Origin of the sequence: Mesorhizobium sp. WSM2561, from assembly GCF_000513915.1 — a bacterium.
GTDB lineage: Bacteria > Pseudomonadota > Alphaproteobacteria > Rhizobiales > Rhizobiaceae > Mesorhizobium > Mesorhizobium muleiense.
Map to the genome: position 1 here is coordinate 194,434 of NZ_AZUX01000001.1, position 23,508 is coordinate 217,941.

General features: G+C 62.2%; 13 protein-coding genes and 2 pseudogenes. 10 read left to right on the forward strand and 5 right to left on the reverse strand.

What is annotated here, in order from left to right:
- Nucleotides 1-100 precede the first annotated feature (100 nt).
- Both M727_RS0101005 and M727_RS0101015 read left to right on the forward strand, forming a co-directional pair.
- Nucleotides 101-1,081, forward strand: a complete 981-nt coding sequence (locus M727_RS0101005; RefSeq protein WP_027151088.1) for a zinc-binding dehydrogenase — start codon at nt 101-103, stop codon at nt 1,079-1,081.
- Between the two features lie 757 nt (nt 1,082-1,838).
- Nucleotides 1,839-2,021 carry a hypothetical protein gene (locus M727_RS0101015; protein ID WP_027151090.1) on the forward strand — a complete coding sequence of 61 codons (183 nt, stop codon included), beginning with the start codon at nt 1,839-1,841 and terminating at the stop codon, nt 2,019-2,021.
- Between the two features lie 226 nt (nt 2,022-2,247).
- Here M727_RS0101015 and M727_RS0101020 read toward each other — a convergent pair whose 3' ends face one another.
- The 3 genes from M727_RS0101020 to M727_RS0101035 all read right to left on the reverse strand — a co-directional run bounded on the left by M727_RS0101020 (nt 2,248) and on the right by M727_RS0101035 (nt 8,676).
- Nucleotides 2,248-4,092: a heme peroxidase family protein gene (locus tag M727_RS0101020; RefSeq protein ID WP_027151091.1), complete on the reverse strand. Its 1,845-nt coding sequence runs from the start codon at nt 4,090-4,092 to the stop codon at nt 2,248-2,250.
- Between the two features lie 280 nt (nt 4,093-4,372).
- Complete coding sequence (locus tag M727_RS0101025) at nt 4,373-7,573, reverse strand: AAA family ATPase (RefSeq protein WP_084646576.1); 3,201 nt, start codon at nt 7,571-7,573, stop codon at nt 4,373-4,375.
- A gap of 341 nt (nt 7,574-7,914) precedes the next feature.
- Complete coding sequence (locus M727_RS0101035; RefSeq protein WP_027151093.1) at nt 7,915-8,676, reverse strand: LuxR family transcriptional regulator; 762 nt, start codon at nt 8,674-8,676, stop codon at nt 7,915-7,917.
- 112 nt (nt 8,677-8,788) lie between these two features.
- Here M727_RS0101035 and M727_RS0101040 point away from each other — a divergent pair, with 112 nt between their 5' ends.
- From M727_RS0101040 to M727_RS0101070, 7 genes are all read left to right on the forward strand, one after another.
- Nucleotides 8,789-9,679, forward strand: coding sequence for a proline iminopeptidase-family hydrolase (locus tag M727_RS0101040; RefSeq protein WP_027151094.1), 891 nt, complete (start codon nt 8,789-8,791; stop codon nt 9,677-9,679).
- A 51-nt stretch (nt 9,680-9,730) separates the two neighbouring features.
- A complete protein-coding gene (locus M727_RS0101045; protein ID WP_027151095.1) occupies nt 9,731-10,669 on the forward strand; it encodes an ABC transporter permease in 939 nt (312 codons plus the stop codon).
- A complete protein-coding gene (locus tag M727_RS0101050) occupies nt 10,666-11,514 on the forward strand; it encodes an ABC transporter permease (protein ID WP_036261019.1) in 849 nt (282 codons plus the stop codon). Before M727_RS0101045 ends, M727_RS0101050 begins: the two co-directional genes overlap by 4 nt.
- A complete protein-coding gene (locus tag M727_RS0101055) occupies nt 11,511-13,187 on the forward strand; it encodes an ABC transporter ATP-binding protein (protein WP_027151097.1) in 1,677 nt (558 codons plus the stop codon). Before M727_RS0101050 ends, M727_RS0101055 begins: the two co-directional genes overlap by 4 nt.
- Nucleotides 13,188-13,259: 72 nt before the next feature.
- Entirely contained in the window at nt 13,260-14,735 is a 1,476-nt protein-coding gene (locus M727_RS0101060) for an ABC transporter substrate-binding protein (protein ID WP_245268321.1), read from the forward strand.
- A 636-nt stretch (nt 14,736-15,371) separates the two neighbouring features.
- On the forward strand, nt 15,372-18,776 hold the full coding sequence (locus tag M727_RS35505; RefSeq protein WP_198032572.1) for an adenylate/guanylate cyclase domain-containing protein: 3,405 nt from the start codon (nt 15,372-15,374) through the stop codon (nt 18,774-18,776).
- Between the two features lie 29 nt (nt 18,777-18,805).
- Nucleotides 18,806-19,192, forward strand: coding sequence for an SgcJ/EcaC family oxidoreductase (locus M727_RS0101070; protein ID WP_027151099.1), 387 nt, complete (start codon nt 18,806-18,808; stop codon nt 19,190-19,192).
- Nucleotides 19,193-19,474: 282 nt separating this feature from the next.
- Here M727_RS0101070 and M727_RS35510 read toward each other — a convergent pair.
- Together M727_RS35510 and M727_RS35515 are read right to left on the reverse strand one after the other, a co-directional pair.
- A pseudogene (locus M727_RS35510) lies at nt 19,475-20,525 on the reverse strand (class I SAM-dependent methyltransferase).
- 155 nt (nt 20,526-20,680) lie between these two features.
- Nucleotides 20,681-21,738, reverse strand: a pseudogene (locus M727_RS35515) (alpha/beta fold hydrolase).
- 346 nt (nt 21,739-22,084) lie between these two features.
- Between M727_RS35515 and M727_RS0101085 the strand changes: the two are divergent.
- Nucleotides 22,085-23,320, forward strand: coding sequence for a cyclopropane-fatty-acyl-phospholipid synthase family protein (locus M727_RS0101085; RefSeq protein WP_027151100.1), 1,236 nt, complete (start codon nt 22,085-22,087; stop codon nt 23,318-23,320).
- Nucleotides 23,321-23,508 lie beyond the last annotated feature (188 nt).

Here is a 23,508-nt window from a genome sequence, read left to right on the forward strand (position 1 = left end):
CATGGTCACCTCCTGGTCAGCAGGGGACAAATGAGTGTGTGGTCGCGATCAGGCAGATAGTGGCAAACAGCATGCGATGCCATAGCGATGGGTGCATGCCATGAGAGCCATTCAACTGAACCGTTTCGGCGGTCCCGACGTCCTCGACATCGTCGAGATGCCGAAGCCAGAGCCGCAAGCAGGCGAGGTGCTGATCCGCGTTCATGCGGCCGGCGTGAATTTCTTCGAGGTGTTGATGCGCGGGGATCGCTACGCGATGACGCCGCAATTGCCGATGGTTCTCGGCGTCGAGGCTGCCGGGACCGTGGAGGCGCTTGGTCACGGGGTCGACATCTCGCTGGCCGGGACACGCATAGCTGCGCCGCTGTTCGCTTCGAAGCGCCCGTTTGGCGGCTATGCCGACTATGTGACGATCGATGCAAAGCTGGCCGTGCCTTTGCCCGATGCGCTCTCATTCGAAGACGCGACGGCTTTGATGGTGCAGGGACTGACGGCTTTTCATCTGCTGCGGCAAAGCCCGCCAGCCGGCAAATCGGTGCTGGTCACTGCAGCTGCAGGCGGTGTTGGCTCCCTGCTGGTCCAACTCGCCAAACGCCAGGCCGCCAGCAACGTGATCGCGGTCGCCGGCAGCAGGGTCAAGCTCGACCTTGCCCTGTGGCTTGGCGCCGATGCCGCGGTCGATTACAGCACGTCGGATTGGCCCGCGCGAGTGCGGGAGGCGGCTGGCGGCGCCGGCGTCGATGTCGTCTACGACATTGTCGGCGGCGCGATGACGGCGGCATCGCTGGAGGTTCTCGCTCCAGGTGGAGAGCTGGTCTTTGCGGCGCTGGGCAGATACGCGATCGGCGCTGCGGAACTGGAAGCGATGATCACCCGAAACCAGTCACTGCGAGGTTTTGCCCTGCTTCCGCTGCTTTCTCCCGACGTGCTGCGCGGTAGTCTGTCGGAGCTTTTCCATCTAGCCGCCAGCGGCGGGCTTTTGGTGACAACAGGCGGCCGCTATCCGCTCGACCGGGCCAACGAAGCGCATCGCCTGCTGGAGGAGCGCCGCTCGACCGGCAAGGTCGTGCTGATACCTTGAGTGGTGTGGTCGATTAACTGCGCACTGGCCGATCGTGGAACCTGTCCGCTCTGCGCCTGATATCGGCCATTGAGGTGACCGTTGCCACTGCCTGAAAGCAGAGATTGTTGGCGACCATTCTGGACGCCGCGATTGCGCCATCTGCGGAAGTTCGAGGCATCCCCAATGAACGGTTAGCAGTCGGACCCGTTCCAGAAGTTCGTGCGCGAGCGCCTACGGAACATTATCTACACCTAATAGATAACCTAGCCGATTTCGAAGAAATGGGACATAGTTGAGGGGCATATGATCTCTTGTTCACGAATCCGGGCGAGTCGCCCGCCAGCGATTGGAGATATGTCATGGCAGCCAATTGGGACTTTATGCAGACACTTAACAATGGTCGGGTCGAGTGGCCGACGGGTCCGATCACAGGCCTCAACCCCTCCGAAGAACCCAGGTGGGTCGACGCCTGGGTTGTGCAGGCTGACGTGTTACCGTTAGAGGGGATTAAATATGTGGGCCCCAGTCAAAGCTCAGGCCACACTCCACATTGGTCAGGTTGGGGGGCGGGGCCGCCGTATACTATGTGGAAGGCAGACGACCCGGGGTGGGCATACGGAAAATTCACGAGCGGATTCGCACTGGGGATCGCGCTCATGGCTTATCGGGATACCGCCACAAATCCCAATACCACTGAATTCGAATGGTGGTATGAGATAGTCTGGCTTGCATAACGGCCGCTAACTATCGAGCGCGGCATAGATGGAGGAATGAAATGCCCATCGACGATGTTTATATGAAGAGTTTCCAAAATCAGGTCCAGGTCCTTGAGAACATGAAGACGGGGATTGAGGCTGCGATCGGCAGGGCCCAAAAACGGCTCGCGGAAGTTGAGCAGCAAGTTAACGAGGGGAAATCTACTAAGGAAGCTATAGAGGACGTCTTTAAAAAAAAGTAAAGGTCCGGCGGCTCAAGGCAGTCGGTGTTGGTTCGGAATGACCGACACGGGTCAAAAAGCGGCTATTCATCGAACAGAGGCGAGCGGAAAAATTCGCGGGACCGTCAAGTTGCGACGATACTGCATGAGCGGCTTGCCAGGGGGACAGGTAAACTGGTTCTGGACCGGATCGAAGATGAAGTCAGCACGGCTGAAGGTCCCGTCATCGGCGTTCGCAACGCGATTTCTATGGTTGCGTTACTCCGGCGAACGCCACCAGATCGGCCACCGTGAAGTTTCCAGGCGTGGACGAAGGAAGAATAGGTGTGAACCCGCCGGCGACGTTCAGATAGGATGACGCATCTCGCTTCAAAATCCTGACAAACGTCTCCGCCACGATCCTGCCGCCGACCGGACCCAACTGATTTCCGCCGGCGAGGACCGCAGCCTCGCGAAGGACGTAATACCACAGTGGCGTCTTGTTCAGCAGTAAACCGCCGCTGGAATTCAGCACAGCCATTTCGGCCGCCGGCACCCCAGATGTCAACTGCGCCGCGGTCATCGGCGCAATGCCGAATGAGTTGGCCATGCCCTGTCCACTCGGCAGACCGAGAGCTAGAGCGCGCCGGAGGTTTCGCGTTGCCAGAATCGCCATCATTCCTGAAAATCCGGGCAACGATTCCAATCCGTTAGCCATGAAGCTATCGATTTTCCGGGCCTTGTTGTGAACCGGTACTGGCACTCCGGTGTCAAAGAACGCGTTGAAGTCAACGACCCAGGTGGAAAAGATCGGCAGCCGTGGATCGCGATTGAACTCAAACACCTGTCCAAGTGTGGCGTTCGGGAAGTTGAAATTCACCCAGTACGTATCACGGATCATACTGTGGCCGAACCGGTACGCTGCCACGGCGAACTCGACGGGCATTCGGAACGAGCTGCCGATGGGAGCTGACACGCTCGCCATCGCGTTGTTCACGGTAGCCACTCCGCAGATTCTTTCCAGAAAGTCATGCACCACGGCCCATTGGTAGTGATGGGTCACGATTCGTTTGGCCTCTGCGAAGATGTCGCCCGCAAACGCTACTGCCACCAGCAGATCAACAACGGCGTTATGGAAACGCAGCATAGCGTGCTGGAACTGTACGATGATCAGATTTTCGTCGTTGCGCGGATCGCCGATCGCGGCAGTATTCGTACCCTGCATGCGGGGCACATCCCAACTCATCTGCTGGACCATGCCCGATTTGTCACCGTTGTTGCTGGGGCCGCCCGGGCCAATAGGAGTGTTCGAGCCCCTATGCAGCTTGATTGCGGTAGCTGGACCAGATGTAGGAAAAAGGTAGAGAAATGGGTCTAAGCCTGGCCCGCGGCCGTAAATGGAATCCAGATCGAGCGCTGGGCTTCGCATGTTACTGATTGTATTCGCATCGGTATCGGCGTCGAGAGTCGACGAGACGTCGAACGTGATGTCATGGTCCACAAACTGACCGAAATAAGTGAAGCCTGCTGGTATCGAAGACACGCCCGCATCAGCGGGATTGTGAGACGCAGGATTAGGATCACGGCCGGGGTCTCCCATCATGTTACCGAGTTGGCCGAGGAGTGCTTGCGTCGCGACATTGAATGGCAACTTCGTTGCCGCACGGGTGGCCGCGGACGACATGTATCCGAAGCGATCTGCACAGGCAGAACTCAGCCAGGGAAACGGGAACCAGTAGAGCGGAATTTTAACGCCGTGAAAACGTCGAATCCCTGGCTTTAGTGCGAGGATAGACTCTTTGACGTCTTCCGGTAACTTCTCCACGGGAAGGTCCGCCGGCTTGATGCGATTCGCGCTGGCCAACAGTTGCTCCAGCGAAACGGTGGGCCTTAGATTCGTTTCGGTCACGCGCTTTCGCAACTCCGACAGCACGATCGGCTTTGGGTTAACGAATCCTTTAGGAATCGATGTCTTCTTGAGAAATTCGCGGACTGGCTCGGCAATTTCGGAAGTTGCGGCTGGGTTCGCTGTCTCAGCTTTTCGCTTCGTAGGCTTCGTCGCACCGAGTCGCTTGGGTGTCTGTTTCGCTGGCGCTTTCTTTTTCGTGACCATGCTTGACCTCTGAAAATGATTTCAGGAATTAGCACCCTCACCCAATGGGAAAGGGGGCCTTCAACAAGTTGGGATTAGGCAGAAAGGCTCATGCAGGCGCCATCCGGCTGGAGGACCCAAGTATCGAGCCTCAGCACTGTCTCGCCCGGTCTAGGGGGCCAGCGGTGAGGCATATTTATGCTCGTCGATCGTATCGAAGTTCGGTGGCATCACATCACCTCCGATCCAGAGCGGTTCACAAGGAGGTGCGGGCGGTGCCCCTTGCCGCCTCCCGACGGTGTCACATTTTGACGAGTTTGCCTAGGCGGAGCTGGGTCGCGGCCGCGGCGACCACGTTTCCCTTCAGCTCGTAGAGATGCTGCGCTCCGGACACAGCGGCGACCGCCTCGTCGCCTCGGCGGGCGGCCTCGAGCACGTGCGACAGGTCGACCAGTGCATCCGCCCGGTCGTTGACGAAGTCGGTCGCTTCGGCGATCGTCACAGCTTCGCGCGCGAGCGCCTCCGCCGCCCGGAGCTCTGCCCGCCGCGCATGCACGCGTGCGCGCACGCGGCGCCAACGGACCTGCGTCACCAGGTCTCCGCTCGCAGCCAGCTGGGCGCTGAGTTTAGCAAAGTCCTCGGCCTCTTCGTCGCGTCCCTGTTCGAGGATCACCACGGCGAGGGACGCGGCCATCGTCGAACGGAACGCGCGCTCGCCCATCTCCTCAAGCGCGCGATACGCCGCGCGCGCGCTCATCTCGGCCGCAGCGGGGTTCCCGGCGAGCAGCTCGACGACGGCCTCGTGCTCTGAGGACGCCACGTAGAGCGTAAGGCCGAGGTCGGCGTAGGTGGCGTTGCTCGTCGCGATCAGCTCGCGGGCAATCGCGAAGCGGCCGACAATCGCGTTAAGGCACGCGAGCTGGCGGAGGATCGCTGCCTCGGACTCGGGGCTTTCGCCCACCTGCACGCGCATCGCCTCGCAACGGCGGATGCCCTCGGCTGCCGGGGTGGGCCCGAACCACAAGGAGGAAGCGATCCACGTGAGGATTTCGTAGTACTCATGCCAATCCCCCGCACGTCGCGCGTGAGCAGCAGCTTGCTCCCAAGCTGCAATGGCGGCCTCGCCGCGAGCCGCGGTGAAGGATAGCCAGGCCTCAAGCCGCCGTGCGCGGCAGAGGCCGAGGTCGTCCCCGAGGCGCTCGAAGACCGGGATCACCGCAGCTGCCGCGCGTGCCGCCTCCTCCAGCCCGCCCTCTTCGCCGTGGAAGATCCGGAGGAACTGCCGCTGAACGAGCACATGCGCTGCCAAGCGCTGGTCGTCAGCGGCAGCGGCCAAGCGCTCCGCCTCGTCCAGCGCGCGCCCGGCGTCGTCCAGCCGGCCGCTTTCGATCAGCGCGCCGCTCAACTCGGCGAGCAGCGCGATCCGCCGTGTGTCATCGGTGGGAAGCAGCCGGGAAACCCTCTCAAGCAGGCTGATCGCCGCCGGCAGGTCGCTGCGAACAAGCGCCCGCCGCCCGGCTGCCTCGAGCCGTTCGCACGCCCGGGCGGCAAGCGAGGCCGCGCGCACGTCGCGCGGACCGAGCGCGACACGGTACTGAAAGGCCTGTTCGAGGTGATAGCCGACAATCTCCTCAAACTCGCGTAGCCGGTCCGCGGCCGCTAGCTCGAGCCAGGCGGCGAAGCGCTCGTGCAGGTCGGCGCGCGTATTCTTCGGCAGGGAGCGATACGCGGCGTCGCGGATCAGGACGTGACGGAAGCGATAGGCCTTCTCGCCGGCGAACAACGGCGCCTCCGGGCGGATCAGGTCCCGGCGGACGAGCGCGAGCAAGCCGTCCTCGAATGTGTCGAGCACCGGGCCGGCGAGCTCGCTGACGGCGCTCCGATGGAATACTGAGCCCTCGACCGCTGCGGCCGTCAGGATGGCGCGCTCGACGGACGGGAGGCCCTCGAGACGGGCAGCGAGAAGCGCGTTGATAGTCGAGGGGACGGGCAGCTCAACGAGGTCCGACGCAGCGACCCAGCTGTCGGGCGCGTGCCTGAGCAACGCGTCGTCGACGAGCATCGCCACGAGTTCCTCAGCGAAGAGCGCATTGCCCTCGGCCGCGCTCGCGATCCTCGACTCGGCAGCAGGCGGCAGCGGCGCGGGGCCAAGCAGGTTGGAGATCAGCTCGCGGCATTCCGCGTCGCTGAGCCGCTCGAGGACGATCGACGTCGCGTTGCGTTTGCCGGCCCCCCAGCCAGGACGCGAGTCGAAGAGCTCCGGCCGCGCGATGCAGATGAGCAGGATCGGGAAATCGCGTGAGAAGTCGGCGACGTGCTCGACTAAGTCGAGGAATGTCGACTCGGCCCAATGGACGTCGTCCACCACAACGACGAGCGGCCCCGCTCGCGCGAGCGCCTCAAACAGCCTCCGGACGGCCCAGGCGGTCTCCTCGGTCGTCCCTTGTCTCGCGCCGCCAAGCCCGAGCGCCCCGGTCACACGCTCGGCAATCAGCCCGGCCTTCTCGTCGCCTGCGAGCCGCGCCTCGATCACCGCTGCGAGCTGCTTGCCGGAGTCCGGTCCCTCCGCGCGGGTAAGCTCCCGGACGATCTCGGCCAGCGGCCAATAGGTGATGCCCTCGCCATAGGGCAGACAGCGGCCGTGCAAGACTGTGACATCCTCGGCAAGGCCGCTCGTGAACTCCCGTACGAGCCGCGACTTTCCCACACCCGCGTCGGCGAGAATGGTGACCAGGTGGCAGGTTCTATCGCCGACCGCGTTGCGGAAGACGGTCTCAAGCAAGGCTCGTTGGCGTTCGCGCCCGACGAAAGGCGAGTCGAAGCGGCGCGCAACGCCCGGGGCGTGGGCGAGGACTTCTAACACGACGAGGGCGCGGATGGTCGCGCCGCGCTTGAGTGCGCGCGGCCCGCTCGGCTCGACGACGACCGCATCGCGCACGAGCTTGTGCGTCGGCTCCCCTATCAGGATCTCATTCGCCGTCGCTGCCTCCTCAAGGCGCTTCGCGACAATGACGGCCTCTCCGGCGACTGACAAGTATCCCTGCGTTTGGTCGCTGGCGATCACCTCGCCGGTGTTGATGCCGATTCGGTTCATAAGGCGGACGCCCCAACCGGCTTCGAGCTCGTGGTTAAGGATGGCAAGTGTTTCGCGCATCTCCACCGCTGCCCGCACCGCGCGCAGCGCGTCGTCTTCGTGGACGAGCGGCATGCCGAACACAGCCATGATCGCGTCCCCGATATAGTTGTTCACGATTCCGCCGTGCCGTTGAACGACGGCGCTCAACTCGCCGAAGTACCGGGAGAGCAGGTTCCGGAGCGCTTCGGGATCGAGGGAGAGGCTAAGCCGCGAGGAATCGACGATGTCGGCGAAGAGGATGGTGACCGTCTTGCGGGTGTCCGGCCCGGGCTCCCGCGCGTCCGGCGCTGCCGCCTTAGCTGGAACCGAGGAAGCCACCTTAGGCCTCCGCTTCGGGTTCGGCCGGAGATGGTTGTCCGATGACATGGCACGGCTCCGTGTCTTAGCCTCCGCACGCCGCTGACCAGTTGCGGACTGTCATGGGTGCTGATTTCACGATACAGCCGCTTCTCAACAAGAACAAAGCGGTTTCCTCGCCGGTCAAAACTCCCGTCGACATAGTCGTGGCTGCAGCCTGGTCACCCATGGGCGACAACCAGGGGAGCCTCGGCAAATCCAGGTTGCCGGTGATGCGGTACCAAGTGCGGTAGCCGCGAACGCGACATGCCCTTCCTTCGCTTCCGGCACGGCGGCTCTCCTCGTTGCGGCGAGCATCATAGGGCGAGCCTGTCAGAGGGGCAGCTATGAAAAGTGATAGGGTCTTTTCGTCAGTTGTCGAGCAGGCGGAAATGCGCCGCGCGAACGACGGCCTGCGTGCGGTTCCTGGCGCCCAGCTTCCTGGCGGCGGCGGTGAGGTGCATGACGACCGTAGGGATCGAGCGCCCGATGACGCGCGAGATCTCCTTGGCAGAGAGGCCATGTGCCGAATGGCGGAGACACTCGCGCTCGCGCTCAGTCAAGGACGGCAGGAGCGGACTGAGAGCCGATCGGTCGTAGAGGGCGTAGGCCGTGTCGTGGAAGACGTGCGCCAGCAAGCTAAAGCGCGCGATGGTTCCCGCATCCCGATCTACCATCTCGTCCGCGCCGAGGCGGATGCCGGTAACCGTGGCATAGCCGCCGCGCGGCATGTGGATAGGGATCGTGACGCCGCTAGTGAGGTCGCGCTCGCGCAGATAGCGCGCAACGGGTTCCGTAGTCTCGTCGAGGAGCGCGCCTATCTCGGTGTCGATCTCCTTGTCGTAGCTCCAGGCGAAGGGGGTGGAGCTGCGCGCCGCCACGATCTGCACCGGATCGATGCGGAAGTAACCTCGATCGCACCAATAGTCGCGCATGTCGTCATCGATGTTACGCAGCTTGAGCATCGACGGGATCATGATAGCGCCGTCGAGATCGTACGGGATGGGCGTGTAGTCGTAGACCAGCGCGTCGTAGCCTAGGCCGGACAGGGCGGCGAACGCCTCGTCGATGCATCCGTCCAAGGTGCCATGGCGAGTGAAACGCCGCCTGATCGTTGTGATTTCGTCCAGCATGAGCTCTTCCGCCTACGTCCCGGACCACCCTATCACTTCTTATAGCTGACGCACTCCCAACGTTTCGCTTAATATATGAGCATGCCTAAAATCTGTGCATTCGGAGCGTATCATGTGGCATGAGATGGCGGCCGACGATCGCATCGAGGTAAATGTCGACGGCTTTAAGGTCGTCGCCTACAGCTTCGGCTCCAGCACCGAGACGGTGTTCTGCCTCAACGGCGGGCCTGGCCTGGCCTGCGACTACCTTCGTGAATCGCACTCCTGCCTGGTAGACCAGGGATACAGGGTCGTGGCGTTCGACCAGCTTGGCACCGGCGCCTCCGACCGGCCGACGGACACCTCGCTCTGGACTATCGCGCGCTACGTCGAGGAGACCGAGACGGTTCGCAAGACGCTGGGACTCGGCAAGGTACACATGCTAGGTCATTCCTGGGGCGGCTGGCTGGCGATCGAATATGCGCTTGCCTACCAGGAGAACCTGCAGACGTTGATCCTCGAGGATACCGTCGCCGACATGCCGCATCTTGTTCTGGAACTGGAACGCCTGCGCGCCTCGCTGGGGCCTGAGACCGTATCGATGATGCAGAAGCACGAGGCGCAGGGAACCTACGATCATCCGGAATACATGGCGGCGGTGACGATCCTCAACTACCGCCATGTCTGCCGCCTGCCCGAATGGCCGGCGCCGGTGCGCCGCTCGCTCGACGACTGGAACATGGGACCCTACGCGACCATGCAAGGTCCGAACGAGTTTCTCTACATCGGCAATCTCAAGGACTGGAACCGGGTGCCCGACCTGCCCAGGATCAAGGTGCCGGTGCTGATCACGCATGGCGAGCACGACGAACTGACACCAGCCTGTGGTCTGCGCATGAAGCTTGGCCTGCCGCAGTCGGAGTTGCACATTATCCCGAATGCGAGTCACATGCCCTTCTACGAGAACCCAGCTGCATACTATCCGATCCTTTTAGGGTTCCTCTCGCGCAACAAGGCAGGCTGATGCAGGCGGAATGCAGGGGAAAGGGAGCGGACGGGGAAACACCTCAGGGCCATGCACCGCTATAAGTTCGTACTATACCGTCCGCTTCAGTTCCTGCCGGTGCTGTTCGGCATCAGCGTGATCACGTTCATCCTTGTCCGGCTGATCCCCGGCGACCCCGCTCGCGTTCTGCTCGGCACCCGCGCCACCCCCGAAGCGGTCGCCCGCATCCGCGCGCAGTACGGCCTCGATGAGCCCATGCTCGCCCAGTATTTCTACTTCCTGCGCAACCTCGCCGACGGCGAGATGGGACGCTCGATCCTCTACAAGATCGATGTGCTGAAGCTGATCGCCACGCGCATCGAGCCCACTCTGACGCTGGTGCTTTGCAGCGTTGTGCTGTCGGTATTGATCGCCGTGCCGGTGGCGGCGATCGCGGCGCGCAATCAGGGCAGGCTGGCGGACCAAGTTATCCGCATCGTTTCCACCTTCGGCATCGGCTTCCCGCCCTTCTGGCTCGGCCTGATGCTGATCATCCTGTTCAGCGTCGAACTCGCCATTCTCCCGGTGTCCGGTTACGGCAACACGCTTTCTGAAAAGCTTGCACATCTCGTGCTGCCGAGCCTCACTGTCTCGCTGTCGCTGTCGACCGTTCTGGCGCGCAGCTTGCGGGCGGCGATGGTCGAAGGCTTGAAGTCCGACGTGGCGACTGCCGCGCGCGCGCGCGGCATGCCGGAGAGCATCGTGTTCTGGCGCCACGTGCTGCCAAATTCGTTGGTGCCGACCGTCAACCTTCTCGCCGTAAACATAGGTTGGCTGCTAGGCGGCACCGTCGTGGTGGAGACCGTCTTCGCGCTGCCCGGCATGGGCCAGCTGCTGGTGCGCGCCATCTTCTCGCGCGACTACATGGTCGTGCAGGGCGTGGCGATGGTCTTCGCCTGCGCCACCGTGCTGATCAACTTCCTGGCTGACATCGTCACGGTGGCTCTCGATCCGAGGGTGAAGCTGTGAGCGAGCCCTTGGCCGCGCCCGCGCTCGGCAGGAAGGGCCGCTTTCGCCGCCGCGGTACGCTGGCGGCCGGCGTCTTCCTGCTTGGGGCGTTCGTCGTCCTCGCGCTCGGCGCGCCGCTGATCGCGCCCTACGATCCGATCGCCCAGGACGCGACAGCACGGCTCCAGGGGCCGTCCTGGCCGCACCCGTTCGGGACCGACAATTTCGGCCGCGACATCCTCTCGCGCGTCATCTGGGGCACGCGCATCGACCTCAAGATCGCCGTCATCGGCGTTATCTTCCCCTTTCTCATCGGCACCACGCTGGGCACGGTAGCCGGCTTCTTCGGCGGGATAGTCGACGCCATCTTCATGCGGCTGGTCGACGTCATCTTGGCCTTCCCGTTCCTGGTATTGATGCTGTCGATCATTGCGATCCTGGGGCCTGGCCTGGCCAGTTTTTACATCGCCATAGCCCTCGTCGGCTGGGTTTCCTACGCGCGGCTCATCCGCGCCCAGATGCTCGTGCTCAAGAACCACGACTACGCGGTTGCGGCGGTCAGCCTCGGCTTCAGCCGCATGCGCATCATGTTCCGTCACCTCCTGCCCAATGCCGCTGCCGGCTCGGTCGTCTTTGCGATGTCCGACGCGGTCCTCGTCCTGCTGAATGGCGCGGCCATTAGCTATCTCGGGCTGGGCGTGCAGCCGCCAGTCGCGGAGTGGGGCGTGATGGTGGCGGAAGGCCAAGCCTTCGTCACCACCGCCTGGTGGATTACACTGTTCCCGGGGCTTGCGATCGTGACGCTCGCCTTCGCCTTCAGCATGATCGGCGACGGGCTGGCCGATTTGTTCGGGGTTCACGAGTGATCGCGGCGCTGCTCAAGGTCACCGACCTGACGGTCGTCCATGACGGTGACGGCGGGGAGCGTACCCTGCTTGATGCCGTGTCGCTCGATCTCGCTCCGGGAGAAGTGCTCGGGCTGGTCGGCGAGAGCGGGTCGGGCAAGAGCCTGCTCTGCCGCTCACTCGTTAGGCTGCTGCCATCGAGCCGGCTCAGGATCAGCGGTGGCTCGATCACACTTTCCGGGCGTGAGCTGACGACCGCGCCGGAAGCCGAGCTGCTCGCGGTGCGCGGCGGTGAAATCGGCATGATCTTTCAGAATCCGAGCAGCCATCTCGACCCGGTCATGAGGATCGGCGACCAGATCACCGAGGGCATCCGCTTTCACCAGCGGCTGGACGCCAAGGCGGCGCGCGCCGCGGCGGTGGATATCCTCGCCCAGGTCGGGTTTCCCGATCCGGCTCGGCAATACGATAGCTACCCGCACGAATTCTCCGGCGGCATGCGCCAGCGCGCCATGATCGGCGCGGCGCTATCGAGCAATCCCAGGATCCTGATCGCCGACGAGCCGACGACGGCACTCGACGTGACGATACAGGCGCAGATCCTGCGGCTTCTGATGGACATCCGCGCCAGGCGTGGACTCTCGGTGATCCTGGTCACCCACGATCTCGGCATCGTCGCCCAAGTCTGCGACCGCATCGCGGTGATGTGGCAAGGTCGACTGGTGGAGATTGGAGAGAAGCGCGGTCTGCTTGCGGCGCCGGCGCATGCCTACACCCGTTCGCTGATCGCCAGTCATCCCTCGCTGCCGGAGGAGGACATGCCGGCAAAGGCTGAGAAGCTTCGGGCACCCGGAGCGGTGCCGGTGGTCGACATCGAGAAGCTGCACGTGCGCTTCGCCACGGGCGGCCTGTTCCGGCGAGGCGCGGTTGATGCCGTCAATGGGGTCACACTCCGTGTCATGCCGGGCGAAACGGTCGGCGTTGTCGGCGAATCCGGAAGCGGCAAGAGCACTCTGGCGCGCGCCGTCCTTGGACTTACGCCGGTCTCGTCAGGCACGATACGGTTCGATGGTACGGACATCGCATCGGGTCGCGCAGTCCTCGGCATGCTGCGACGTCAAACCGCCATGGTTTTCCAGGACCCCTACAACGCCCTCAATCCTCATCTTACCGTTGGCAAGATGCTGGCCGAGGTCCTGCGGGTACAGGGCAAGATCGAGACCGCGCAAATTCCGGCACGCTGCGGCGAACTGCTCGACCTGGTCGGCTTGGGGCGCGCGTTCCTCGACCGCAAGCCGCGCTCGATGAGCGGCGGCCAATGCCAGCGGGCCGGCATAGCTCGCGCGCTCGCCGTCGACCCGAAACTTATCATTGCGGACGAGTGCGTGGCCGCCCTCGACGTCACCATCCAGGCGCAGATCGTGGAGTTGTTCCGCGAACTGGTGGAACGTATGTCGCTCACGCTGATATTTATCGCCCACGATCTCGCAATCGTTCGCAATCTCTGCCAGCGTGTTGTGGTGATGCACCGCGGCGTGATCGTCGAGGAAGGTCGGTCGGAGGAAGTGTTCTCCCGGCCGAAGCATGCCTACACCGCCGCGCTGATTGCCGCCGTTCCGCATATCGATCCGGACAAGCCGCTGCTTGCTCCCCCGAAGATGGCGACCCCGCAGGCCGACGGGGTCGCAAACTGAAACCAAAGGCAAACCAGAAGGGGAATACGGATGTTAAGAAGCAAATGGATTCGCATCGGCTTGGTCACCGTTATGACCAGCCTGTCCCTGGGGGCGACGCTCGCAGAAGCCGCCGGCGTACTCACGATTGGCCGGCGCGAAGACTCGACCACCTTCGATCCGATCAAGACCGCCCAGAACATCGACCTGTGGGTGTTCGCCAACGTCTATGACGTGCTGATCCGCGTCGACAAGACGGGCACCAAGCTGGAGCCCGGTCTCGCCGAGAGTTGGGAGGTCAGCCCGGACGGCCTCACCTATACGCTCAAGCTGCGCGACGCGAAGTTCTCGGACGGCTCCGACCTGACGGCCGACGACGTGGTGTTCAGCCTCACCCGCATCAGGGATGACGAGGGCTCGCTGTGGGCGGATCCTTTCAAGGTGATAAATACGGTCGAGGCAACCGATCCAAAGACCGTCACGATCAAACTCAAGCAGGCGACCGCGCCTTTCCTGGCGACGCTGGCCTTCCCAATCGCATCGGTTCTTTCCAAGAAGGGCTTCGAGACGCTCGGTCCGGAGAAATATGCCGAAACACCCATCGGCTCTGGCGCCTTCACCATCACGGAATGGAGGCGCGGCGACCGTGTCATCCTGGCGAAAAATCCGCATTTCTGGGAGGCCGATCGTGTCAGCCTCGACGGCGTCGAGTGGATCTCCGTGCCGGACGATAACACCCGCATGCTGAACGTGCAGGCCGGCCAGCTCGACACCGCGATCTTCGTGCCATTCTCGCGCGTCGCCGAACTGCAGAAGGATTCCAACCTCACCGTCCATCTAGACCCGTCGACCCGCGAGGATCACCTGCTGATTAACCACGAGCATGGCGCGCTGGCGAAGAAGGAGGTGCGGCAGGCCCTCGACATAGCCATCGACGAGCAGGCTGTTGTCGACACGGTAACGTTCGGCTACGGCGAGGTCGCAAACTCCTACGTCCCGAAGGGCGCGCTCTATTACTACGCCGACAATCTGAAGCGGCCCTACGATCCGGAAAAGGCCAAGCAGATGCTGGCCGACGCCGGGGCTTCGGATCTGACGCTCAACTACGTCGTGCGCGCCGGCGACGAGATCGTCGAGCAGACGGCCGTGCTGCTGCAGCAGCAGCTCGCCAAAGCCGGCGTCACCGTCAACATACAGAAGGTCGACCCCAGCCAGGAATGGGACATGCTGGTGGCCGGCGACTATGACGTCGGCGTCAACTACTGGACCAACGATATCCTGGACCCAGACCAGAAGACCACCTTCGTGCTCGGCCACGACGCGAACATGAACTATATGACCCGCTACAACAACGAGAAGGTCAAGGAGCTGGTCGCGGCCGCGCGCACCGAGATGGATCCGGCCAAGCGCGAGCAAATGTACACCGATCTGCAGAAGATGGCCAAAGAGGACGTCAACTGGATCGATCTGTACTACAGCCCGTTCATCAACGTCTCGCGTAATAACATCGAGAACTTCTACCAGAATCCGCTGGGCCGGTTCTTTCTGGAAGACGTGGTCAAGAACTAGACTTGTGAACGAAGCCACGGAACGCCGCTCTGCGGCGTTCCGCCCAGCACTGACAGCACGTTTGGCGTGCCGCCCGTCTCACCGCGCGTCGTTTGTTGGGACAGGTGAGCGATCTGCTGCTGTCGCTACTTTCTGACAGTTCCGCGCTGATTGCGGACGGTCAGCACTTGTGAAGGGTTTCGGGCGCCGGCATGCCGTCTCCGGAAAACGTCGATACTACACGATTTATCGGCATACCGGCAACTAGTGGCCCACCGGCAATGCCACTGGAACGGCCCCTCAGGTGAAGGTTTTTCGATGTGGGCCGCAGCGCGAGGGTGCGGGCTGGGATCGACATCAGCCCGCGTTGGAAAACCTCCCAAGCCATCGAGCCATGGAGCCTGAACCGTGATGAACAGCGGCGCGACGCGATCCGTTAGACCCTGACGCAATCGCCATTTCCGAAGGGTCGGGCCAGGGACTGCGAACCAACTTTAGCTATTTCCCTCCGGACCTTTTGGTCCTGCTCCGTCCTCCCAAGACGGCTCGTGCACGTCGCGCCAGCGTCGTGGGTGCACGAAGGAGCGTGTTATCGCAATGTCATTGTGATAAACTTGCTCGCCGCCGAAGGAGGCGTCGATGGCCGTGAGGGGCCAAATGAATATTGCAGTTTGGCTCAAGAGCTTGGGCCTGGAGCAATATGTTCCGGTTTTCGACGACAACGCAATCGACGCCGAAATCCTGCCCCGCCTCACCGCCGAAGACCTGAAAGAAATTGGGGTTGGCGCGCTTGGCCACCGCAAACGAATACTTGAGGCGATTGCCGCGATGGAAGGCCAGCCGGAGGTAGTGTCGGCCAGGCCGGCTTCTGCCTCACCAATTCCGATGTCGGCTTCGGTCGAGCGGTTCGGCGAACCTGGTCGCCCCCGGGAGGCGGAACGGCGGCAACTGACGGTCATGTTTGTGGATCTCGTCGGTTCTACGGCGCTCGCTAGACGGCTTGACCCCGAGGAGATGCGCGACCTCCTGAGGCAGTTCCAGAATACCATGGCAGGCGAAGTCCTTCGCTTCCAGGGGCACGTCGCGAAGCTCATGGGCGACGGTGCGTTGGCCTATTTCGGTTGGCCGCAGGCGCATGAAGACGAAGCCGAACGCGCCGTCCGTGCGGCGCTTGCGGTCGTGAGCGCTGTCAGCGGTCTGTCCGTCAAGGGCGGTCAGCAACTCTCAGTTCGTGTCGGGATCGCGACCGGGGTGGTGGTCGTAGGTGACCTCATTGGCATCGGGTCGGCGCAGGAGAACGCGGTCGTGGGAGAGACTCCCAATCTTGCCGCGCGGCTCCAGGCCATCGCCGAGCCGGGAACGGTAGTCATCTCTGAGCTGACCTATCGACTTATCGGAAACCTGTTCGAGGTGACCAGCATTCGGCCGCAGACGCTGGCAGGGTTCGACACGCCCGTCAGCGCATTCAAAGTGATTGGAGAAGGCCGCGCAGAGAGTCGGTTCGAAGCACTTCATGCAGACGAATCTGCGCCGCTTGCCGGGCGCGAACACGATGTCGCCTTGCTGCTCGACCGGTGGCGGCTCGCGGCGTCCGGTGAAGGACAAGTAGTCGAGCTGTTCGGCGAGGCTGGCATTGGCAAGTCCCGTATTCTGCAAGAGCTGCGGGAGCACTTGAAAGACGAGGCACACACGCGACTGCGGTACTACTGCTCCCCCTATCACGTAGAAACCGCCCTTTATCCTGTCACGGATCAGTTACTCCGAGCCGGGGACATAAGGCGGACCGACCCGCCCGACCGTCAGCTTGACTGTCTCGAGCAACTTCTCGCCGGTTCGACCAAGTACCCAAACGAGGCAATACCGCTGATCGCCGCATTGCTGTCCATCCCGACTGAGGGGCGCTATCCCAAAGTCGATCTTATGGCGCAAAAACAGAAGACGCGCACGTTCGAGTTGCTGATCGAGCAACTAGAGGCTCTTGCCCGCAGCCAACCAGTGCTGATGCTGCTTGAGGACGCGCATTTTCTGGATCCGACCTCGGCCGAGCTATTCGACCAAATCGCAGGCCGGATTCAGCAACTACCTGTACTGCTGATTGCAACTTCGCGACCGGAAGGCGCAGTCCGCTGGAGTGGTCTCCCGCACGCGACATTTTTGACGCTCAATCGGCTCAGCCGCGCCCAGGCGGCCTCTATCATTGCGGCGATGACAGGGGGCAAGCAGTTGCCGGGCGAAGTGCTGGACCAGATTCTGTCCAAGACCGAGGGCGTTCCGCTATTTGTCGAAGAACTGACCAAAGTCGTCCTTGAATCAGGCCTGCTTCAAATGCGCGATGGAGAACTCGTTCTGGCTGGCCCGCTACCTCCGCTGGCGGTTCCAGCGACGCTCCACGACTCGCTGATGGCCCGCCTCGATCGTTTGGATTCTATCAGGGACGTGGCGCAGGTCGGAGCAGTGATCGGGCGCGAGTTCACGCACGAACTGCTTGCCGCAGCCACGGGCCTTCCTGAATTGGAACTTGAGCGCGCAACGAACCAGCTGGTCACGTCTGGCCTTGTTTTCCGCCGTGGCAGTGAAAGTCAAGCGAGCTATGCCTTCAAGCATGCACTCGTGCAGGATGCGGCGTACAGCAGTCTGCTGCACAGCCGCCGTCAGCAGCTGCATGCTCGGATCGCCTTGACTCTCGAGGAGCGCTTCCCCGAAATCGTAGCCACGGAGCCCGAACTGCTTGCCCACCACTTTGGTCAGGCGGGCCTTTTGGAAAAGGCTGTCGAGTACAATGAACTGGCCGGTCGCCGAGCGCTTTCGCGCTCGGTCCTGACGGAGGCGCTCGCCCGATTCGACAACGCCTTAAGCGGGCTTTCGGCGATGCCCTCGTCCGAAGAACGTTCGCGCAGAGAACTTTCAATCCGGCTGGCGCTCGGCAGCACGCATGTTGCGGCACATGGCTTCGCCGCACCTCCAACGGCGGAGGCCTACGGTCGGGCGCGCGAACTTTGTGAAGAGCTGGGCGAGACGCGTCAGCTCTTTCCGGTGCTGTACGGCCTGTGCCTTTACCACCTCTATGCTGCCGAACTGGCGGAAGCACGTGGCGCAGCAGACCGCCTGCTTGAATTGGCGGAAGCCAACAATGATACCGGGCTCGCCTTCTTTGCTCATCGGGCCGCCGGCGTCAGCGCGTTGCCCGCCGGCGAGTTCTCCCGCGCCCGGATACATCTGGAGGAGGCGCTTGCCCTTTACGATCCCCGAGCGCACAGATCGCCGGCGTTTGTTTACGCCTTCGATCCGCACGTCGTGTGCCTGGACTATCTCGCCCGCACATTACTGCCGCTTGGGTTTCCCGATCGGGCTCTGGCGGCCAACGACGAGGCGGTTGCTGAAGCGCATCGTGTGGGCCATCGCAACAGCCTGGCTCTGCCACTATTCTTCGGCGGCGTCATCCGCCAGATCATTGGCGATCACCAAGGCGTCCAGGAGCGGTGCGCAGAATTAACCCGCGTTGCCAGCGAAGCCGGATTTCGCTTGTGGCTTGCCGGCGCCACAATCTTAAGCGCTTGGACAAACGCCGAGGCAGGTGATTTCGGTCGTGGCCGCCTCGAACTCCAACGAGGTATTACCGAGTGGCGCGCGACCGGCGCAGAATTCATGGTTCCTTATTTCATTGCCCTTCAGGCGCAAATCGAGGTCAGAGCCGGCGATCATGGTGCTGCACGCCTTCTGCTCGAAGCAGCGCAAGCAGGGATCGAGCGCACCAAAGAGCGTTGGTTTGCGGCCGAGATACTGCGTCTGCAGGGGGAGGTACTGCTGCAACTTGGGCAGGACAAAACCGGAGGTTCGAGGGACCGCCTCCTGGAAGCACTGGCGACGGCCCGGGCTCAGGGAGCGCGTTTCTGGGAACTGCGTGCTGCACTGAGCCTCGTGCGAGCCGACTGTCCCGCGCCTGGCGCGCGCGAGCAGCTCGCACTGATTTATTCCGGGTTTACTGAGGGCCTGACGTTGCCTGACCTACAAGCTGCACAGACGCTCGCAACAACAAAGGAAGGCCTTCGGGCCGCGAACTGATTGAAAAGGCGATAAACAAGGAGGACGCCATGACACAATCAACTGAGAATATCAGCGACGAAATTCAGCGAGCAAACGATCGCTGGAATTCGGCCTTCAACAGCGGCAATGCTGACGCAGTAGCTGCACTGTATACACAGGACGCGGTCGTGTTGCCATCCACTCACGCAGTCGTCAGGGGAACGAGCGCAATCAAAGACTTCTGGAATGGATTTATCTCGGCCGGAGTGAAGGATCATCGCATCGAGATGATCGATGCGCAGGCTGTCGGCGACATTGCCTATGCAACAGGGAAATGGTCGGCCAACGCTTTGGACGAAGGCGGTAAAACGCAGCGCTATGAGGGAACTATCGTCACGATCTTCAGGCGCCAGGGCGATGGATCCTGGAGAGCCTGCCTCCACACTTGGAACTGAGGCTGCGCCGTCGCGCATCAGGCATCCGGACCGTCGCGGTTTTGCGGCCTGACGGCCGCAGCCGGTTTTTGCCCCTTTCGGTGACGTCCGCCTCCGCACTTCGACGGCCGAAAGCTGTCAGTCCGCACCCTACGAAGGTGCGTGTTCCAGGCAGGTGCACGAAACAGCCCGGCAGCGGGGACCACCGCTCCCTGCCGCAAGCTGACACAGCATGCCGCTCCGACCGCGATCTTCCGAGCCGTCAATTGACAGATGCTTGATGCTCGTCGCTTTGCTATCTGTTCAGGTCGCTTCGAGAACCATGTTGAGCGGAGTCTGCGCGGCCCTGCGGACCTTGGTGAAGCCGCCGGAGCGGATGACTTCGGTCAATCGTTTCTCGCCCGCCTGGGCGCCAAGCGCGAGCCCAGCCTCCTGCGCCAGCGAGGTTGGCACACAGATCATCGTCGAGGCGGAATAGTACATCCTGCCGATCGGGTTGATATTGTCCTCCAGCGTATCGCCGGCCATCGGTTCGACCACCATCCACGTGCCTCCCTTGCTAAGCGCTTTGTGGATGTGCACAGCGGCGGTCTTCGGATCGCCCATGTCGTGCAGGCAGTCGAAGCAGGTGATCAGGTCGAAGTCGCGGCCGGCGAAGTCCTGCGCCCGGCCGACCTCAAAGCTCACATTCGGTACCGCATGTGCCTTTGCGTGCGCGGTCGCGGTGGCAATCGAGGCGGAGTGGAAGTCGTATCCGGTGAAACGAGACCTGGGAAACGCCTGCGCCATCAGGATGGTCGACAGACCGTGCCCGCATCCCACATCGGCTACATCAGCTCCGGCCTTCAGCTTGTCGGCAACGCCGTCGAGGGCCGGGAGCCACTCCTGCTCCAGCGCATTCACATAGCCCGGTCGGAACAGCCGCGCCACGGCGCAGAACATGCAGCCGGCGTGGTCGCCCCAGGCGACACCCCTGCCAGTCTTGAAGGCCGCCTGCACCTTCGGCTGGTTCTCGACCATCGCGGCGGCGGTGTCGAAGGCGCCGATCATGTTGACAGGACTGTTCGGTTCCGCGAACACGAACGCCTGCTCAGGTGTCAGCCAAAAACTTCCGCGCTCGTGCTCGACGTAGCCGGAGGCCGCCTGCGCAGCGAGCCATTCGCGCACGTAGCGGGACGCGCAATCTGCCGCAGCGGCGAGTTCTTCGGCCGTAGCGGGTCCGATCCGCTTCAAGGTTTCGTATAGCCCAAGGGAATCGCCGATCCGCACCAGCGGCACGCTCACAGCGCCGCCAACGGTCTCCAAGCACTCGCCCGACCAGTTCATTCAGCTTCGTTTCGTCAACCTGTGTCATGTCGATTTCTCCTCGCCTCCAGCAGCATCCCGCGCCGGTCAGTTCAAGGATGCGGCCAAGTTTGCCTGCCGGCATGAGGCGACTGTCCCTCACGGCAGCCGAAATCCGGCATTCGTCGAGGGACATCTGTCCCCCACCGGCACATGTGAGACGATCTAGCGGGACAGCGACTTGACGATCGCCTGTGAGCGGCTGCGCACGCCCAGCTTGCTGAAGATCACCGACAACTGGTTGCGGACCGTCTTTGTGCTCTTGCCGAGCCGCTCGGCGATTGAACGGTTGTCCAGCCCCTCCGCAAGAGGTTCAGAATCATAGTTTCGGCGGGCGTCAGGCCGGCATCGCCGACGGCGCTTGGTTGCGCGGCCCGATCCTGCCCGAGGAACCTGCCGAGTTCAGAGTAGAAGACAGGCCAGGCAGGTTCGTCCGGCAAGAGCACGTGGTTCTTGCTTTCCAGCGGAACGAAGCGGGCGCCAGGAATCGTGGCAGCCAGCCTGCAGCCTTCGTCGAATGGAACACGCATATCGCCGCGGCTGTGTGCTATCAAGGTTGGGACACGCAGCGCGGCGGCAAGGTCCATCACGTCGATCCCCTGCATCTGCCATAGCAGTTGCGCGGCGACCTCGGCTGTCGCCGTCTCCCGCTCCAGATCACCCCACCAGCGGTGCTGCTCCGGCTTCTCGTCCGGAATGAAGAGGTTCGTGAAGAACTGGCAGAACGCAGGGTTGTCACGCCCCCAGCCGATGCGGATGAAATTGACCAGTGTCTCGGCCTCCAGACGATCGGTGTCGGTTTGGGCGCGAGCCCGCGCGCCCAGACCGTACGCGTTCATGAGCACCAGATGCGATACGCGCTCGGGATGCTTCACGGCGTAGGCAATGGCCAGCGCACCGCCTTGCGACAGGCCGAGCAGGACAAAGCGCGGCTCCTTGATTGATGCGGCCACCGCCTCCAGGTCCGCGTGCCACGCGTCGACGGACAGGTCCGCGACGTGCCGCTCCGACAGCCCACAACCGCGCCGATCGTAGCGCACGAAACAATTGCGCGCTGACAGTTCGCTGAGCCACGGCCGCCACACTGGACTTTCAAGATCATAGTCGACATGGCTTAGCCAATGCGCTGCCCGCAAGATAACCGGCCCCTCGCCGCATGACGCCATAGCGATGCGGGTGCCGTCTGCAGAGGTACAGAACCGTATGCTTTGACTAAGCTTCACGGCGCCATGATAGCGCGACGCAAGGTCACGCGACAGGCCGGCGTCTGGTGTGGTCGATTGACTGCGCACCGGCCAATCGTGGAACGCGTCCGCTTTGCGCCGCATGTCTGCCCCTTGAGGCGATCTTTGCGATTGCCGGATAGCAGACGCTGCCGGCGACCACCCTGGACACCTAATTGCGCCAGAAGCAGACATTTCTGATCGCGAGGCAGGCTGCCTGATTGGTCGCTGCTTCGGCATTGGGAGGAGACTTCTGAAGTCCGATCCCTCTCCGCCCCAGATCGGTATTGATGTACCGACACCGGGCAGTCATACTTACGGGGCAAGTGACGAGAAACGAGCCACAATGCGTCTGCTGCCAAATCTGCTCTCCCGTTTTGTAAAAAACGGGCGCCTGACTGTCATATTCGAGGACGGTTTCAGGCAAGCCTTCGGCAGTGGACAGGATGGGCCCGACGTGACGATCCGCCTAACCGACAAAGCGGTCGAACGCGAGATCTTCTTCAATCCGGAACTGAAGGCGGCCGAAGCCTACATGGATGGCCGCTTGGTGATCGAGAACGGTGGCAAAGCATTTGACCTCTTGTCACTTTTTTCTGTCAACCGCACTGGGTTGGCAGCCCACCCCGTTCAGAAGGCGTTGCGGAAAGTCTGGCGTGCGTTGCGCCGACGCCAGCAGAACAACAAGCTCGGTCTCGCCGCAAAAAACGTTCAGCATCACTACGACATCCCGACGAAATTTTATGAGCTATGGCTCGACGAGACAATGACCTATTCGTGCGCCTATTATACGGCACCGGACAACAATCTGCTGCAAGCGCAGATGGACAAGCATCGCCACATTGCCGCGAAGCTCAAGCTAGAGCCGGGCATGCATGTGATGGAAATCGGCTCAGGCTGGGGCACTCTCGCCATCTATCTCGCCAAGTATTGCGACGTGAAGGTCACGGCGATCAACGTTTCGACGGAGCAATTGGCGGCGTCTCGGCTTCGAGCGATCGCGGCCGGGGTCGCTCATCAGATCGATTTTCGTGAGGTCGACTATCGCGAGGTCAGCGGACAGTTCGACCGTGTTGTCTCGATCGGAATGATGGAGCACGTGGGCGTCGTTCATTTCGACAGCTATTTCACAATCATCAGTAGATTGTTGAAGGTGGGCGGCTTCGCATTGGTTCATGCGATCGGACGCATGTCACCGCCTGGTACGACGGCGCCGTTCATCCGCAAGTATATCTTTCCAGGTGGGTATGTGCCGGCTTTGTCAGAGGTGTTTGCCTCGTTGGAGCGCACGGGGATCTGGTGCGCCGACTGCGAAAATTTGCGGCTGCACTATTACTGGACGATCCACGATTGGCGTCTCGGTTATGAGGCCAGGCGCGAGGAGGCAGTCGCCATGATGGGCGAACGCTTCTGCCGTATGTGGGATTTCTATCTGGCGTCGGCCGAACTCGGCTTCCTAAACGGTTCAAATTTTGTCTTCCAGATACTGATCTCGGCTCGCCGTGACGATGTCCCAATCATCCGCGATTATATTGTCGAAGAAGAGCGACGCCTACTGAGCTCGATGCAGACGAGTGCGTAGTTTCGCTATCTACACCGTGGGCCCGGTCCGCTGGTTAGCTCGCCCTGCAGGACTCGGATGACATCATCTCGCCGTCAATCTTCGTCCGACGGAAGCGCCAGTGCAACCAATCGACAAGTCCGAAGATCAAAGCGGTCGGCCACGAATGACAGCTTTGCGCCCATGTCGGCCATAGAGAATGCCTTCGT